The sequence below is a fragment of the Arthrobacter sp. YD4 genome, assembly GCF_030410515.1.
Classification (GTDB): domain Bacteria; phylum Actinomycetota; class Actinomycetes; order Actinomycetales; family Micrococcaceae; genus Arthrobacter.
On the sequence record NZ_JAUHHD010000002.1, the window covers coordinates 300,337 to 316,360 of the forward strand.

15 protein-coding genes are annotated in these 16,024 nt (G+C 69.7%); 9 read left to right on the top strand and 6 right to left on the bottom strand.

The features are described 5' to 3' along the window. Positions 1-43: 43 nt before the first annotated feature. The 6 genes from QWJ39_RS05745 to QWJ39_RS05770 are packed head-to-tail and all read left to right on the top strand — an operon-like array spanning position 44 to position 7,073. Complete coding sequence (locus QWJ39_RS05745) at positions 44-1,096, top strand: aliphatic sulfonate ABC transporter substrate-binding protein (RefSeq protein ID WP_290256764.1); 1,053 nt, start codon at positions 44-46, stop codon at positions 1,094-1,096. After that, positions 1,096-2,007, top strand: coding sequence for an ABC transporter permease (locus tag QWJ39_RS05750; RefSeq protein WP_290256765.1), 912 nt, complete (start codon positions 1,096-1,098; stop codon positions 2,005-2,007). The genes QWJ39_RS05745 and QWJ39_RS05750 overlap by 1 nt, the downstream gene beginning before the upstream one ends. 56 nt (positions 2,008-2,063) lie before the next feature. After that, positions 2,064-4,031, top strand: a complete 1,968-nt coding sequence (gene acs / locus QWJ39_RS05755) for an acetate--CoA ligase (RefSeq protein ID WP_356902891.1) — start codon at positions 2,064-2,066, stop codon at positions 4,029-4,031. A gap of 8 nt (positions 4,032-4,039) precedes the next feature. After that, positions 4,040-5,224 carry a dimethylsulfone monooxygenase SfnG gene (gene sfnG, locus QWJ39_RS05760; RefSeq protein WP_290256767.1) on the top strand — a complete coding sequence of 395 codons (1,185 nt, stop codon included), beginning with the start codon at positions 4,040-4,042 and terminating at the stop codon, positions 5,222-5,224. After that, entirely contained in the window at positions 5,224-6,579 is a 1,356-nt protein-coding gene (locus QWJ39_RS05765) for an O-acetylhomoserine aminocarboxypropyltransferase/cysteine synthase family protein (protein WP_290256768.1), read from the top strand. The genes sfnG and QWJ39_RS05765 overlap by 1 nt, the downstream gene beginning before the upstream one ends. Next, a complete protein-coding gene (locus tag QWJ39_RS05770; RefSeq protein WP_290256769.1) occupies positions 6,579-7,073 on the top strand; it encodes a CoA-binding protein in 495 nt (164 codons plus the stop codon). The genes QWJ39_RS05765 and QWJ39_RS05770 overlap by 1 nt, the downstream gene beginning before the upstream one ends. 7 nt (positions 7,074-7,080) lie before the next feature. Here the strand turns inward: QWJ39_RS05770 and QWJ39_RS05775 are convergent, their stop codons facing one another. The 4 genes from QWJ39_RS05775 to QWJ39_RS05790 all read right to left on the bottom strand — a co-directional run bounded on the left by QWJ39_RS05775 (position 7,081) and on the right by QWJ39_RS05790 (position 10,650). Then, complete coding sequence (locus QWJ39_RS05775; RefSeq protein ID WP_290256770.1) at positions 7,081-7,836, bottom strand: hypothetical protein; 756 nt, start codon at positions 7,834-7,836, stop codon at positions 7,081-7,083. Beyond that, positions 7,833-8,381, bottom strand: a complete 549-nt coding sequence (locus tag QWJ39_RS05780; RefSeq protein ID WP_290256771.1) for an RNA polymerase sigma factor — start codon at positions 8,379-8,381, stop codon at positions 7,833-7,835. Before QWJ39_RS05780 ends, QWJ39_RS05775 begins: the two co-directional genes overlap by 4 nt. A gap of 90 nt (positions 8,382-8,471) precedes the next feature. Then, the gene (locus QWJ39_RS05785; RefSeq protein ID WP_290256772.1) at positions 8,472-8,930 is read right to left on the bottom strand and encodes a hypothetical protein; all 459 of its coding nucleotides are present in this window, start codon (positions 8,928-8,930) and stop codon (positions 8,472-8,474) included. Between the two features lie 430 nt (positions 8,931-9,360). Continuing rightward, positions 9,361-10,650, bottom strand: coding sequence for an adenylosuccinate synthase (locus QWJ39_RS05790; protein WP_290256773.1), 1,290 nt, complete (start codon positions 10,648-10,650; stop codon positions 9,361-9,363). Positions 10,651-11,014: 364 nt separating this feature from the next. Here QWJ39_RS05790 and QWJ39_RS05795 point away from each other — a divergent pair, with 364 nt between their 5' ends. After that, the gene (locus QWJ39_RS05795; protein ID WP_290256774.1) at positions 11,015-12,235 is read left to right on the top strand and encodes a cobalamin-independent methionine synthase II family protein; all 1,221 of its coding nucleotides are present in this window, start codon (positions 11,015-11,017) and stop codon (positions 12,233-12,235) included. A 160-nt stretch (positions 12,236-12,395) separates the two neighbouring features. Beyond that, positions 12,396-13,025: a uracil-DNA glycosylase gene (locus QWJ39_RS05800; protein ID WP_290256775.1), complete on the top strand. Its 630-nt coding sequence runs from the start codon at positions 12,396-12,398 to the stop codon at positions 13,023-13,025. 146 nt (positions 13,026-13,171) lie between these two features. On the opposite strand, the gene QWJ39_RS05805 is transcribed toward QWJ39_RS05800, so the two are convergent. Together QWJ39_RS05805 and fbaA are read right to left on the bottom strand one after the other, a co-directional pair. After that, complete coding sequence (locus QWJ39_RS05805) at positions 13,172-13,597, bottom strand: DUF3151 domain-containing protein (RefSeq protein WP_290256777.1); 426 nt, start codon at positions 13,595-13,597, stop codon at positions 13,172-13,174. Positions 13,598-13,599: 2 nt separating this feature from the next. Next, on the bottom strand, positions 13,600-14,619 hold the full coding sequence (gene fbaA, locus QWJ39_RS05810) for a class II fructose-bisphosphate aldolase (protein ID WP_290256778.1): 1,020 nt from the start codon (positions 14,617-14,619) through the stop codon (positions 13,600-13,602). A gap of 161 nt (positions 14,620-14,780) precedes the next feature. Between fbaA and QWJ39_RS05815 the strand changes: the two genes are divergently transcribed. Beyond that, positions 14,781-16,022: an amidohydrolase family protein gene (locus QWJ39_RS05815; RefSeq protein ID WP_290256779.1), complete on the top strand. Its 1,242-nt coding sequence runs from the start codon at positions 14,781-14,783 to the stop codon at positions 16,020-16,022. Positions 16,023-16,024: the final 2 nt, after the last annotated feature.

The following is a 16,024-nucleotide window of genomic DNA, read 5'->3' on the forward strand; positions in this document are numbered from 1 at the left end:
CTGTCTCTTTCGCATCGCTCGCACAGCCCGAAAAGGAACTTCCATGGCTCCCACCCGCACCACGTCCCGCCGTTTCGTCCTCGCCGCCGTCGCCGCCTCTGCGGCCCTGGCCCTCACCGGGTGCGTCGCCGGGGAAGGTTCCGGCAGCCAGCCCGCAGCCGCCGCGGCCGCCGGCGGCAACGGCGGCGGCACGCTGACCATCGACTTCGCCACCTACAACCCGCTGAGCCTGGTGATCAAGAACAAGGGCTGGCTGGAGGCCGCCCTCAAGGACCAGGGCGTCACCGTCAAGTGGGTCCAGTCGGCCGGCTCCAACAAGGCCAACGAGGCACTCCGTTCCGGCGCGGTGGACGTCGGCTCCACGGCCGGTTCGGCCGCGCTCCTGGCCAAGGCCAACGGCTCCCCGATCAAGACCATCGACATCTTCTCCCAGCCCGAATGGGCAGCCCTGGTCACCAAGCCCGGCTCCGGCATCAGCACGGTGGCGGACCTGAAGGGCAAGTCGGTCGCGGCCACCAAGGGCACGGACCCGTACTTCTTCCTGCTGCAGGCGCTGTCCGAGTCCGGCCTCTCGCCCAAGGACGTCACCGTGCAGAACCTGCAGCACGCGGACGGACGCACCGCCCTGGAGAACGGGTCCGTGGACGCCTGGTCCGGGCTGGACCCGATCATGGCCGGCGCCGAGCAGAAGGGCGCCAAGCTCTTCTACCGGAACCTCTCGTTCAACACCTACGGCTTCCTCAACGCCACCGAGTCCTTCCTCAAGGACCGGCCGCAGCAGGCGCAGACCGTGGTGAACGCCTACGAGAAGGCCCGCGCCTGGGCGGCCGCGAACCCGGACGAGACCGCCCAGATCCTGGCCGAGGCCGCCGGCCTGGACCTGGCCGTGGCCAAGACCGTCGTCCTGCAGCGCAGCAACCTCAACGTCAACCCGGCGCCGGGCGAAGCCCAGCGCACGGTCCTCGCGAAAATCGGCCCCACCTTCGTGGAGACCGGGGACGTGGCGAGCCAGAAGCAGATCGACGACGCCGTCGGCTCGCTTCTCGATGACTCGCTGGTGAAGAAGGCGGACGCCTCCGCCATCAAGGACTCCTGATGGCCAGCCTCGGAGATTCCCCCTTCACCGGCACCACCGTTGCGGACGGGCGCGCTGCAGCCGCCCCCGCAGCTCCGGCAGACGCCGCCCGGCCGGCCTCCCCCGTCACGGGAGGACACGGCACCCCGGCGAACGGATGGTCCCCCGCCGGGTTCCTGGCCCGCGGCTGGGCGCGTCTGCTCCTTGGACTGCTGGTCCCCGCGGCGGTGCTGGCGGCCTGGCAGCTGTCCACCGCCGCGGGACTCTTCAGCGTGGTCCAGCTCCCGCCGCCGGCCATGGTGCTCGACGCCGGCCTCGACCTGCTCCGCCGCGGGCAGCTGGGCCTGCACGTGGCCATCTCCACCCAGCGGGTGCTGATCGGCTTCGCCGCCGGCGCCGCCCTGGGCCTGCTGTTCGGCTCCCTGGTGGGGCTCTCCCGCGTGGCGGACGCGCTGCTGGGCCCCACCATCGGCGCGCTGCGGGCCGTCCCGTCTCTGGCCTGGGTGCCGCTGCTGATCCTCTGGATGAAGATCGGCGAGGATTCCAAGGTCACCCTGATCATGATCGGCGCGTTCTTCCCCGTCTTCACCACCGTTTCGCTGGCCCTGCGCCATGTGGACCGGAACCTGGTGGAGGCCGCCCGCGCCTTCGGGCTCAAGGGGGTCAAGCTGCTCACCACGGTGCAGCTGCCCGCCGTCGTTCCCGCCGTGTTCTCCGGGCTGCGGCTGGCCCTGGCCCAGGCGTGGCTGTTCCTCGTGGCCGCCGAGCTCATCGCCTCCTCGATGGGCCTGGGCTTCCTGCTGACCGACTCGCAGAACAACGGCCGCACGGACCGGCTGCTGCTGGCCATCGTGCTGCTGGCCGTGATCGGCAAGATCACCGACGCGCTGCTCGGCCTGGCGGAGAAATGGGCGGTGAACCGGTGGGCGTAACGGCAGCAGAGACCACGGCACAGACCCCGGGCCCCCAGACCCTGGGCCAAGGCACCGTGGCACCACAGACACAGGCTCCGTTGACCGAGGCCGAACGCATCGCATTCTGGGAACAGGCCGCGCTGCGCCTGGACTGGGAACCCGCCGGGTCCGCCGGTGCGGGACTGCCCTGGCACACCACGCACCGCCGCGTCCCCGCGGACCCGGCGGCCGGAACCGGTCCGCAGATCAGCTGGTTCGAGGGCGGGAAGCTCAACGTCGCCTACAACTGCGTCGACCGCCATGTAGCGGCGGGACGCGGTGACACAGTGGCGCTGTACTTCGAGGGCGAACCCGGCGACCGGCGCACCCTCACCTACGCGGACCTGCAACGCGAGGTATCCCGGGCCGCCAACGCCCTGCTGGACCTCGGCATCACCAAGGGCGACCGCGTGGTCATCTACCTCCCGGTGATCCCCGAAACGGTCATCATCACCCTGGCCGTGGCCCGCATCGGCGCCATCCACTCCCTGGTGTTCGGCGGGTTCTCCGCCGACGCGCTGAAGTTCCGGGTGGAGGACACCGGCGCGAAGCTGCTGGTCACCACGGACGGGCAGTTCCGCCGCGGCGCCGCGGTGCCGGTGAAGGCCAATGCAGACGCCGCCGTCGCCGGGGACAACGCCGTCGAACACGTCCTGGTGGTCAACCGGACCACCGCGCCGGAGGACCTGGGCACCGTCCCGATGGTCCCGGGCCGGGACGTGTGGTGGCACGACGCCGTCGGGCGCGCCTCCGACGTCCACGTCGCCGAGGCGTTCGACGCCGAGACGCCGCTGTTCATCATGTACACCTCCGGCACCACCGGAAAGCCCAAGGGCCTGGTCCACACCTCCGGCGGCTACCTGACCCAGGCGTCGTGGAGCTTCGAGCACCTCTTCAGCAACCCGGACCCGGCGCTCCGGGACCGGGACGTCCACTGGTGCACCGCGGACCTCGCCTGGGTCACCGCGCACACCTACGAGCTGTACGGCCCGCTCTCCAACGGCGCCACGCAGGTGATCTTCGAGGGCACGCCAAACACCCCGCACCCGGGCCGGCACTTCGAGATCATCGAACGCTACGGCGTCACGCAGTACTACACCGCCCCCACCCTGGTGCGCTCGCTGATGGGCTGGTTCCCGGATGGCATCCCCGCCTCGTTCGACCTGTCCTCCATCCGGCTGCTCGGCACCGTGGGCGAGGCCGTGAACCCGGAGGCCTGGCGCTGGTTCCGGGACAACGTGGGAGCCGGCACCGCGCCGGTGGTGGATACCTGGTGGCAGTCCGAGACCGGCGCCACCATCCTCTCCCCCGCCCCGACCGACACCGCGTTCAAGCCCGGTTGCGCCGCCCGGCCGCTGCCCGGCGTCGGCGCCCGGATCGTGGACGAGGCCGGGGCCCCGGTCCCGCCCGGGGTGCAGGGCTTCATCGTGGTGGACGCCCCCGGCCCGGCGATCGCCCGCACCGTCTGGGGCAACCCGCGGCGCTACTACGACTCCTACTGGCGCCAGTACGCGGAACAGGGCTGGTTCCTCGCCGGCGACGGCGCCAAATACGACGACGACGGCGACATCTGGATCCTGGGCAGGGTGGATGACACCCTCAACGTCTCCGGGCACCTGCTCTCCACCATCGAGATCGAATCGGCACTGGTCTCGCACCCGGACGTGGTGGAGGCCGGCGTCTGCCCGGTCCCCGACCCCAAAACCGGCCACGCGGTGGTCGCGTTCGTCGTCCCCAAGGGCGGCGACGCCGGCCGGGCCCCGTCCACCGAGGAACTGCGCAACCACGTCGCGAAGGCGATCGGGCCGATCGCGAAGCCGCGCGACGTCGTCGTGGTCCCGGACGTGCCGAAGACCCGCAGCGGCAAGATCATGCGGCGGCTCCTGACCCAGCTGTTCGAGGGCACCGAACTCGGCGACACGACGTCGCTGCAGAACGAACCCTCGATCGCCGGCATCCAGCAGGCCCTCCGCGAACGCAGCACAGAACCAACCCGGAAGTAAGGAACACCATGACCGAGAACAGCACCGTCGCCCGTCTCTCCGAACCGCTCAAGTTCGCCTATTGGGTCCCCAACGTCTCCGGCGGCCTGGTGGTCTCCACCATCGAACAGCGCACCGGCTGGGACTTCGACTACAACAAGAAGCTTGCCCGCATCGCCGAGGATTCCGGTTTCGAGTACGCCCTGACCCAGACCCGCTACGCCGCCTCCTACGGCGCGGACAAGCAGCACGAGGCCACCTCGTTCAGCTTGGGCCTGCTGGCCGCGACCGAGCGACTGAAGGTGATCGCCGCCGTCCACCCCGGCATGTGGCACCCGGGCGTGCTGGCGAAGTACCTGATCACCGCGGACCACATCTCCAACGGCCGCGCCGCCGTGAACATCGTCTCCGGCTGGCTCAAGGCCGAGTTCGAAAACTTCGGCCTCGAGTGGCTGGAGCACGACGAGCGCTACGTCCGCACCGAGGAGTTCATCCGGGTGCTCCGCGGCCTGCTGACCGAGAAGAACTTCAGCCAGGCCGGCAAGTACTACAACATCACCGACTTCACCCTGCAGCCCGCCCCCGTGGACGTCCCCGGCCGCGCGCACCCGGAAATCTTCTTCGGCGGCAACTCCACCGCGGCACAGGCCACGGCCGGCCGCGTGGCGGACTGGTACTTCTCCAACGGCAAGGACCTGGAAGGCTTCAAGGAGAACATCGCCGGCGTCGTCGCCGCGGCCGGCGAAGCCAGGCGCGGGACCGACGGCGCCCTCGATTTCCCGAAGTTCGGACTGAACGGCTTCGTGATCGCCCGGGATTCCGAAAAGGAGGCCCGCGAGACCCTCCGCGAGATCGTCGCCAAGGCGCACAAGCCCGCCGTCGAGGGTTTCCGCGACGCCGTTCAGGAGGCCGGGGCGTCCACCAGGGACGGCAAGGGCATGTGGGCGGACTCCAGCTTCGAGGACCTGATCCAGTACAACGACGGCTTCAAGACCCAGCTGATCGGCACCCCCGAACAGATCGCGGAACGGATCGTTGAATACAAGAAGATCGGGGTGAACCTGCTCCTGACCTGCTACCTACACTTCCAGGAGGAGGTGGCCGCGTTCGGCAAGGACATCCTGCCGATCGTGCGCGAGCTCGAGGCCGACCTGGCCCGCAAGCACGGCACCGAACTTTCCACCCCTGCCACCAAGATTGAGGTGAACGCGTAATGGCCGACCGTACCTTCGGATTCCGCACCCGCGCCCTGCACGCCGGCGGCACTCCCGACGCCGAACACGGCGCCCGGGCCGTGCCGATCTACCAGACCACGTCCTTTGTCTTCAAGGACACCCAGGACGCGGCCAACCTCTTCGCGCTGCAGAAGTACGGCAACATCTACTCCCGGATCGGCAACCCCACGGTGGCCGCGTTCGAGGAGCGCGTCGCCTCCCTGGAGGGCGGCATCGGCGCCGTCGCCACGTCCTCGGGCATGGCCGCGGAGTTCGTCACCTTCGCCGCGCTCACCCAGGCCGGGGACCACCTCGTGGCCTCCTCCCAGCTCTACGGCGGCACCGTGACCCAGCTGGACGTCACGCTCCGCCGCTTCGGCGTGGACACCACCTTCGTCCCCGGCACGGACCCGGCGGACTACGCCGCGGCCATCCGGGAGAACACCAAGGCGATCTTCGTCGAGGTCGTTGCCAACCCCTCCTCCGAGGTCCAGGACCTGGCCGGGCTGGCGAAGGTGGCGCACGACGCCGGCATTCCACTCGTCGTCGACGCCACCCTGAGCACCCCGTACCTGGTGCGGCCGATCGAGCACGGCGCGGACATCGTGATCCACTCCGCCACCAAGTTCCTCGGCGGCCACGGCACCACCCTGGGCGGCGTCGTCGTCGAAAGCGGCCGCTTCAACTGGGGCAACGGCAAGTTCCCCACCATGACCGAGCCGGTGGCCTCCTACGGCAACGTCTCCTGGTGGGGGAACTTCGGCGAATACGGGTTCCTCACCAAGCTGCGCTGCGAGCAGCTGCGCGACATCGGGCCCGCGCTCTCCCCGCAGTCCGCATTCCAGCTGCTGCAGGGCATCGAGACGCTCCCGCAGCGGCTGGACGAGCACCTCAAGAACGCCCAGGCCGTGGCCGAATGGCTCGAAGCCGACGAGCGGGTGGCGTACGTGAACTACTCCGGCCTGCCCTCGCACCCGCACTTCGAACGTGCCCGCACCTACCTGCCACTGGGCCCGGGGTCCGTGTTTTCCTTCGGCGTCAAGGGCGGCCGCGCCGCGGGGCAGAAGTTCATCGAGTCCCTGCAACTGGCCTCGCACCTGGCCAACGTGGGCGACTCCCGGACCCTTGTCATCCACCCGGGCTCCACCACCCACCAGCAGCTCAGCCCGGAGCAGCTCGAATCCGCGGGCGTACCGGAGGACCTGATCCGGATCTCGGTGGGCCTGGAAGACATCGAGGACATCCTCTGGGACCTGGACCAGGCCCTGGCCGCGGCGTCCGAGGCCCCGGCCGACGGTGCATCCGCTGCCTCGGAAGAACTGCCCGCCGAAGCGTGCACGATTGGAGCGAACTGATGACTGAAGAAACCCGCACCTGGACCGGACCGTCCGCGCCGGAGCGGCTGAACCTGCTCCGGCAGGCGAAGTCCATCGCGATTGTGGGCGCCTCGGACAAGCCGTCCCGGGCCAGCTACTTCGTGGCGACGTACCTGCAGTCCTCCACCCGGTACAAGGTCTACTTCGTGAACCCGGTGGTGAAGGAGATCCTGGGCCAGCCGAGCTACGCGTCGCTGGCGGATCTGCCGGAGAGCCCGGACATTGTGGATGTGTTCCGCAAGCACGATGACCTGCCGGGGGTGCTGGACGAGGCTATCGCCGCGGGCGCCAAGACGCTCTGGCTGCAGTTAGGGTCCTGGCACGAAGACGTGGCCAAGGAGGCCGAGGCGGCCGGGCTGAACGTGGTGATGGACCGGTGCGTGAAGATCGAGCACGCGCGCTTCCACGGCGGCCTGCATCTGGCCGGCTTCGACACCGGAGTCATCTCCTCGAAGCGGCAGGTCCTGGCCTAAGCCGGGATCAGCGCTGCCCCGTCCCGTCCGGAACCTCGGGGATGGCCGGGACGGTGGGCAGCGGGCTGACCGGGATGCCCCGGCCGTCGGCGCCGGGGACCACGGGGGTAACCGGCCGCTGCGGCGGGGTCGGCAGCACGCCGGTCCGGCCGACGTCGCGGCCGAGGCCCGGCTGCGTGGCCGAAGTGCTGGGCCGGACCGGTTCGGGGACCGCGCCCGGGGCCGTTGCCTGAAGGGTCGGTGCCGTCACCGTGCCGGCCGGCGCGGGGGCCGGTGCCGGAAGCGCCGGCAGGTCCGACGGCGACGGGCGGACCGAGGACGGAGCGGGGGCCGGGGCATTGCCGGCGGGCTGGAAAATACTGCCCACGGTGTGGCCGACGCTGTCGCGGAAGTCCTGACTGGCGGCAGCCACGGCACCCGCACCGAGGGTCATGGCACCGACGACGGCGCCGCCCACCAAAGCCATCCGGCGCCGGTTTCCCCGGCTGCGGCGGTGTGCCGCCAGGCTGGCAACGCCCGCGGGGAGCGGGGGCTCCTCGACGGAGGAGGCGGATTCTTCGGAAGAGGCACCGGCGCCGGCTACCGCGGGGGCGCCGACGGCGAGCAGCGCCGCGAGGTCGGCCCGCGGTGCGGGGGCCTGGTCCGGGACCAGGGCCTGGAGGTTTTCCAGGGCGCCGCGGAGTTCGGCGGCGGATTCCAAGCCGGCATCACGGAGCACCGCCTGGATGCTGCCATCCTGCTGGGGTTTGCGGGTGCCGGTCATGATGCTGCGTGGTCCTTTTCTGTTACCAGTTCGCGCAGGGCACTAAGCCCGCGCCGCTGAAGCTGTTTGATGGCACCCGGGCTCTTGCCCATGATGCTGGCCACCTCGTCGATGGCGAGGTCCGCGACGATCCGCAGGACCAGGACTTCCCGTTGCTCCTCGTTGAGCAGGGAGAGTGTGTGGGTCAGGCCCCCGAGCGATCCGAGTGCCTCGTCCTCCGCGGAGACCGTGTGCCGGTCATCCGTCAGGGGGTCGTAAGGGGTGTAGTGCGGGGCCCGCTCCGAGCGGCGGTAGTGGTCCACCAGCCGGGCGTGCGCCACGGAAAAAATGAACGTCCGCAGCCCCTTGTGGCCGCCGGTGACGCCGCCGAGCCGAGGCAGGATGTCCACGAACACATCCTGGGTGAGGGCCTCGGCGTCGTCGACGCCCTTGGCCCGGAAGTAGCCCAGCACTGCCGGGGACATCACGGTGTAAACGGCGCTGAATCCTGACGGGTCGCCAGCCAAGGCGGCTGACAGTTCGTCATCGCTCAGCTGGTCTGCCAAGAGGCTTTCCTTCCGTTTACTGCTGTGGGGTGCGGCCCCCAAGATCTTAGCGGCCGCACCCCGTCACCTCCGAAAGGAGATGGGCAGTGCTTACTTCTTCACCTGCGGGACATCCACCGACGGGACGGCCGGGGTAGCGGGGAGGTCCTTGGCACCCGGGACGGCCGGGGTGGCCACGGTGACGCCGGCGTGAGCCTGGGCCTCTGCGGCGCCCTTGGCGTTGGCGGCGCCGTCGACGGTTACGCCGTCCTTTTCGGCGGAGACGGAGCCTTCGGCGGACTCGTCGGCACCCTTGACGGAGGCGTCGCCCTTGGCGGCACCGTCAACGGCGGGGGCGGACGGCACAGCCGGAACGGCCGGGGTAGCCGGAACGGCGGGCAGCGACGGGGTCGCCGGAACGGCCGGGGTGGCGGGCGTAGCGTTGCTCACTTCAGCCTGCTGGGTGTTCGAGACCTGGGCCGCGTTGGCCAGGCCGATTCCGGAGAAGCCTCCGACCGCGAGAATGGCGGCGCCGACAGCAATCTTGGTGGTCTTGCTAACACTCTTCATGAAAATTGCATCCTTTGGTTGTGGAGGGCCGGCGGCGCCCGATGGGGGCGGGCGCCCGCCGGCTCTTACAGTTGGGATCCCGTCGGCACCTGATGGGGGCAGGTGCCCGTCGGATCCTTCCGGCGAAGCCCGCGGCGCCCGATGGGGGCGGGTGCCGTGCGGTAGCTTCGCGGCCGCGCCGCGGAACGTGGTTGGGGTCCAGGTCCCATGCGGCGCTTACATAGGGGTAATCGCCGGGAGGGCCGAAAAGGTTACGCGGATCCGGAAAATTCTTTGATTTCTTTTTCCCAGGACCGTTCCGCCGCGGATTTCCGGGGTTTTTCTGGAGTTTTCCGGGGTTGCCCCGGGGTTAAACGGCGACGGCGGCGCCCCACCGTTCCGGGTGGGACGCCGCCGTCGGGCGCTGTCGGGGCCTCGGCCCTCCATTGCGTCAGTCGTTGATCAGGTCGTTGACCACGATCGTCTGGTCGCGGTCCGGGCCGACGCCGATCGCGGAGAACCGGGTACCGGAGAGCTTCTCAAGCGCCAGCACGTAGTTGCGGGCGTTCTCCGGCAGGTCGTCCAGGGCGCGGGCGCCGGTGATGTCCTCGGTCCAGCCGTCGAAGAACTCGAAGATCGGCTTCGCGTGGTGGAACTCGGTCTGGGTCATCGGCATCTCATCGTGCCGGACGCCGTCGACGTCGTAGGCCACGCAGACCGGGATCTGCTCGATGCCGGTGAGCACGTCCAGCTTGGTGACGAAGTAGTCGGTGAAGCCGTTCACGCGGGAAGCGTGCCGGGCCAGCACGGCGTCGTACCAGCCGCAGCGGCGCGGGCGGCCGGTGTTGACGCCGAACTCACCGCCGGTCTTCTGCAGGTACACGCCCATCTCGTCGAACAGCTCGGTGGGGAACGGTCCGGCGCCGACACGCGTGGTGTACGCCTTGATGATGCCGATCGAGCGGGAAATCCGGGTGGGGCCGATGCCCGAGCCCACGGACGCGCCGCCGGCGGTCGGGTTCGAGGAGGTCACGAACGGGTAGGTGCCGTGGTCGACGTCGAGGAACGTGGCCTGGCCGCCCTCCATGAGGACCACCTTCCCCTCGTCCAGCGCCGTGTTCAGCAGGAAGGTGCTGTCCACGACCAAGGGGCGGAGGCGCTCGGCGAAGGAGAGGAAGTAGTCCACGATCTCGTCCACCTCGATGTCGCGGCGGTTGTAGACCTTGACCAGCAGTTCGTTCTTCTGCCGCAGCGAGCCCTCGACCTTCTGGCGCAGGATGGACTCGTCGAAGACGTCTTGGACGCGGATGCCGAGGCGGGCCACCTTGTCCATGTAGGCCGGGCCGATCCCGCGGCCGGTCGTGCCGATGGCGCGGCTGCCGAGGAACCGCTCGGTGACCTTGTCCAGCACCTGGTGATAGGGCGCCACGAGGTGGGCGTTGGCGGAGACGCGCAGCCGGGACGTGTCCGCGCCGCGGGCCTCGAGCCCGTCGATCTCCTGGAACAGGGCCTCGAGGTTCACCACGCAGCCATTGCCGATCACCGGGATGGCGTTGGGGCTGAGGATGCCGGCAGGAAGGAGCTTCAGCTCGTACTTCTCACCGCCTACGACGACGGTATGGCCGGCGTTGTTGCCGCCGTTGGGCTTGACGACGTAGTCGACGCGGCCGCCGAGCAGGTCGGTGGCTTTACCTTTGCCCTCGTCGCCCCACTGGGCTCCGACGATCACGATTGCTGGCATGGGATCCTCCCCCATTCGTTCGGGCCGTGCTTCGGTCCACCAGGTGGTTCCGCAGTCCGGCACCGTTCATGAGAATGCCCCGACTCTACCGCTGCGGGCAGTCAGGGGCTCTTACCACCCAAGTTTAGCCGACGACGGAGCCGGCGGCGCGTTTTCGGCCGCCACCACGGGCCCGTGACACATTATGGGAACAACTTGCGGGCGGAGCACGGGTGGAATGTAGTGGGAGTGACCATCCCGAGCGGCCGAGGGACCTGGACCGTTGACGCCGCAGCAACCCCGCAGGACCCGGACCGCCCCGCAAGGCGTCTGCCGCGGCCGGCCACGGTGCTACCGCCAGGACCGATGGAAAGGAAACCGAGCCATGACCTCCCACTCGTCCCAGAACACCGACCACATCCGCGTCACCCACGCCGGGTCCTTGCCCCGCACCCCGGAACTGATCGCCGCGAACGAGGCCAAGGAAAAGGACGGGATCACCCCCGAATTCCTGGATCTCCTGGAAACCTCGGTCAAGGACGTGGTGCAGCGCCAAAGCGACCTGGGCATCGACATCGCCAACGACGGCGAATACGGCCACACCATGTCCAGCTCCGTGGACTACGGCGCCTGGTGGAACTACTCCTTCTCGCGCCTCGGCGGCCTGGAACCGACCAATGTGGACCGCTGGGCCGACGCCCAGGTGCACCGCTCCTCACCGGGCCACATCGTCCTGACGTCCTTCCCGGACCGCCGCGACCGGCAAAAGTTCAACGACGCCTACAACGACCCGTCCTCGGGCATTCTCTCGCACCGCAAGTCCGTCACCCAGCCCAAGATCGCCGGGCCGCTGACCTACACGGGCCAGGACCTGGTGGCCTCCGACGTCGCCAACCTCAAGACCGGCCTCGCCGCGGCGGGCCTGACGGAGGGCTTCGTCGCTTCCCTCTCCCCGGGTTCCTGCGCCCGGGTGGCCAACGAGTATTACCAGAGCGACGAGGAACTGCTCTACGCCTGCGCGGACGCCATGCGCGAGGAGTACAAGGCCATCATCGACGCCGGCCTGACCGTCCAGCTGGACGACCCGTCGCTGGCCGAGAGCTGGGACCAGATCAACCCCGAGCCCAGCCTGGAGGACTACCTCAAGTTCATCCAGCTCCGGGTGGAGGCCACCAACTGGGCGCTCCGGGACCTCCCGCAGGAGCAGATCCGGCTGCACGTCTGCTGGGGTTCCTGGCACGGCCCGCACACCACGGACATCCCGTTCCAGGACATCATCGGCTCGGTGCTGCAGGTCAACGCCGGCGCGTACTCCTTCGAGGCTGCCAATGTCCGGCACGAGCACGAGTGGCGGGTGTGGGAGGACACCAAGCTTCCCGAAGGAAAGTCGATCATCCCGGGCGTCGTCTCGCACGCCACAAACGTCGTCGAGCACCCGGATCTGGTGGCGGACCGGATCGTGCGGTTCGCCGAACTGGTGGGCCGGGAGAACGTGATTGCCTCCACGGACTGTGGCCTCGGCGGCCGCGTCCACCCGCAGATCGCCTTCGCCAAGCTTGAGGCGCTGGGCGAGGGAGCACGGCGGGCCACCACGCGACTTTGGTGACCGGCGGCCGGCCGGCGGGATCTTGGTAGACTGGTAACGGCCGGACAGGTTTCCGGCCCACACCACATTTCCACACCACATCGGCCGCGGCGCGCCTTCCTTTGGCGCGCCCGCGGCCGGTCTGGCGGCGTTACCAATCCCGCAGGAGACCCAGCACCACATGACAGCCCTGGCCACTGAAAATTTCCGCGAACAGCTCTTTAACCGCCGCTACGAGGCCAATGTCGCCCCGGTCAACGAGCTGTGCGACGCCCTCCAGACCGCCAAGGCCGGCACCACCGTCCCCTACGTCGATCCCGCCCACGACGTGGACGAATGCCGCATCGTGAGCCTGTTCTCCAACATCGGCACCGCGGACCCGTCCGGGTTCATCACTGCCGGCGATTCCGACGCCGCCACCCGTCTGCTGGGCATCCAGTGGAAGCTGGGCCTGCGCCCCGAGTTCGTGATGCCGTGGAATGTCCACCCGTGGCACGTCGAGGGCGAGCCCAACGGCAAGTTCACCCCGGACCAGATCTCCGCCGGCCTCAAGCCGCTGCTGAAGTTCCTGGCCCTGGTCCCCCGCGCCTCCGTGATCGTCGCCCACGGCACCGAGGCCAACCGGCTGGCCAACCTGCTGCTGAAGACCGAGGTGCCGATGATCTGGCGCCGCGGCCTGAAGACCTACAAGGTGCGTTCGCTCAGCGGCCGCGCCTTCGCCGGCACCCCTGCACGGCAGGAGCAGTACCTCGAGGACATGCGCGTAGCCTACGCGGACGCGATGGCCCGCACCGGCCTGGCGAAGGCCTGATCGTCCCCACCCGCTCCCTAACCTCGCAAGCTCGGCCAGGGAACCCTGCGGGCGTGGGCCAGCTTGAACCGCGACGGCGGGTGTCCACCTTTCGGTGGGCACCCGCCGTCGTCGTCTGGTCCCGGGTCATCCGGGGCGGCGCTGGGTCAGCCGCGCGCTTCGATGGCGGCTTTGGCCGTGGGATCGGACTCCTGCAGGAACTTCTCGATCCGCTCCGGCTCCTCGGCCTCACCGATCGCTGCGGAGGCCCGGCCGAGCGAGTACAGCGCCCGCAGGAAGCCCTGATTCGGCTCGTGCTCCCAGGGGATCGGGCCGGCGCCGCGCCAGCCGTTGCGCCGGAGGGCGTCCAGGCCGCGGTGGTAGCCGACGCGGGAGTAGGCGTAGGAATCGATGGTCCGGCCTTCTTTCCACGCTTCCTCGGCCAGCACGGCCCAGAGCAGCGAGGACGTCGGGTGCTTCTCCACCAGGTCCAGGGCCTCGTGCCCGGCATCCAGGCCCGCGGTGACCTCTGTCTCGGCGGGCAGGAGGGTGGGTTCGGGGCCCAGCAGGTTCTTCCGGAATTCGTCCGACACGGTTAGAACGTCTTGCCGGTGGAGCCGAGCTGCTGGGCGGCTTCGACCACGCGGGCGGCCAGGCCGGCCTCGGCGGAGGCGCCCCAGACGCGCGGGTCGTACATCTTCTTGTTGCCGACCTCGCCGTCGATCTTCAGGACGCCGTCGTAGTTGCGGAACATGTGGTCCACCACCGGGCGGGTGTAGGCGTACTGGGTGTCGGTGTCGATGTTCATCTTGATGACGCCGTAGGAGACCGCGTCGGCGATTTCCTTCTCGGAGGAGCCGGAGCCGCCGTGGAAGACCAGGTCGAACGGGTTGGCCTTGCCGATCTTGGCGCCCACCTGCTCCTGGATGTCCTTGAGGATCTCCGGGCGCAGCTTCACGCCGCCGGGCTTGTACACGCCGTGCACGTTGCCGAAGGTCAGGGCGGTGATGTAGCGGCCGTTCTCGCCGGCGCCAAGGGCGTCGATCGTGGCGAGGGCGTCCTCAACCGTGGTGTAGAGCTTGTCGTTGATGGCGTTCTCGACGCCGTCTTCCTCGCCGCCGACCGTGCCGATCTCGACCTCGAGGATCATCTTGGCGGCCGCGGTGCGGGCCAGCAGGTCACGGGCGATCTTGAGGTTCTCCTGCAGGGTTTCGGCGGAGCCGTCCCACATGTGGGAGTTGAAGAGCGGGTTGCGGCCGGCCTTGACCTCGGCCTCGGAGGCGGCCAGCAGCGGCAGGACGAAGCCATCCAGCTTGTCCTTGGGGCAGTGGTCCGTGTGCAGGGCGATGTTGACGCCGTAGTTCTTGGCGACCTCGCGGGCGAACGCGGCGAAGCCCAGGGAGCCGGCCACCATGTCCTTGGTGGAGGCGCCGGACCAGTAGGCGGCACCGCCGGTGGAGACCTGGACGATGCCGTCGGACTCGGCCTCGGCGAAGCCGCGGAGGGCGGCGTTCAGGGTCTGGGAGGAGGTCACGTTGACGGCGGGGAAAGCGAAACCGCCCGTCTTCGCGCGGTCGATCATCTCGGAGTAAATCTCTGGGGTTGCAATGGGCATGCTGACTCCTTAGGTGAATTTCGTCTGCGGGCTGGGCTGACCCCTGGGGTGAACCTCGTCGGCTACGCACCATCCTAGCCATTCCCGCCGGACGGCAGTGGTTCCGCTCACTCCCGGCTGTAACACTGCCCCCGGACCGGAGCGGATAGGGTGGCAGCATCATGCCCGGTCAGCCCACCCGCATCATCCACTCGGCCCGCCTCGTCTCCGGCGGGTCCATCACCGCTGACGCCTGGGTGGCGTTTGCCGGGACCACAGTCGCGGCCGTCGGGTCCGGGGACGGTTGGCGGGACCTGGTCACTCACCCCGGCGGCGCTCTTGCCGACAACGGGGCCGGAGACGGTCTTGATGCTCCGGGCGCCGGGTGCGCCATCACGGACGCGGCCGGCCGCTGGCTGACGCCGGGTTTCATCGACCTGCACTGCCACGGCGGGGGCGGCGCCGCGTTCGACGCCGGGGCTGGCGACGGCGGGGCGGCCGCGATCGGCCGGGCCCTGGCCACCCACCACCGCCACGGCACCACGCGGCTGGTCCTCTCCCTCGTCACCGCCGCCCGGCCGGACCTGGAAGCCCGGCTCGCCGCCGTCGCCGACGCGGCCGAAACGGACCCGCTCATCCTGGGCGCCCACCTGGAGGGCCCCTTCCTCGCCGACACATTCCGCGGCGCCCACGACCCCGCCCTGCTCCGCGCCCCGGGCCCGGAGGACGTCGCTGCGCTGCTGGCGGCGGGACGCGGCACGCTCCGACAGTGGACCCTCGCCCCGGAACTTCCCGGCGCCATGGCGGCCCTCCGCACCCTGCTGGACGCCGGCGTCGCGGTCGCCGTCGGACACACCGCCGCCGGGTACGACGCCGCCCTCGCCGCGTTCGACGCAGGCGCTTCCATCCTCACGCACGCCTTCAACGCGATGCCGGGGCTGCACCACCGCGAGCCCGGGCCCGTTGCCGCGGCGTTCCGCTCCCCAGGCGTGACCCTTGAGGTGATCAATGACGGCGTCCACGTCCACCCGGAGATGGTGCGGCTGGCCTTCACCGGAGCCCCCGGCCGGGTGGCGCTGGTCAGCGACGCGATGGCCGCCGCCGGCGCCGCGGACGGTAGCTACCGGCTGGGCACGCTGCCCGTCACGGTGCGCGGCGGCGTGGCGCGACTGGCCGGGACCGGGGACGCGGAAGGCCCCATCGCCGGGTCCACCCTGACGCTTGACGAGGCCCTGCGCCGGGCGGTGCGGGACGCGGGCATCCCGCTGACGGAGGCGGTGAAGGCGCTGACCGGGACGCCGGCTCGGGCGATCGGCCGGGGCACGGACCTGGGGCTGCTGGCGCCGGGGTACCAGGCGGACGCGGTCCTGCTGGATGAGGACCTGGCCGTCACGGCGGTGTTCGCTGCGGGCCGGCCGATCTAAAG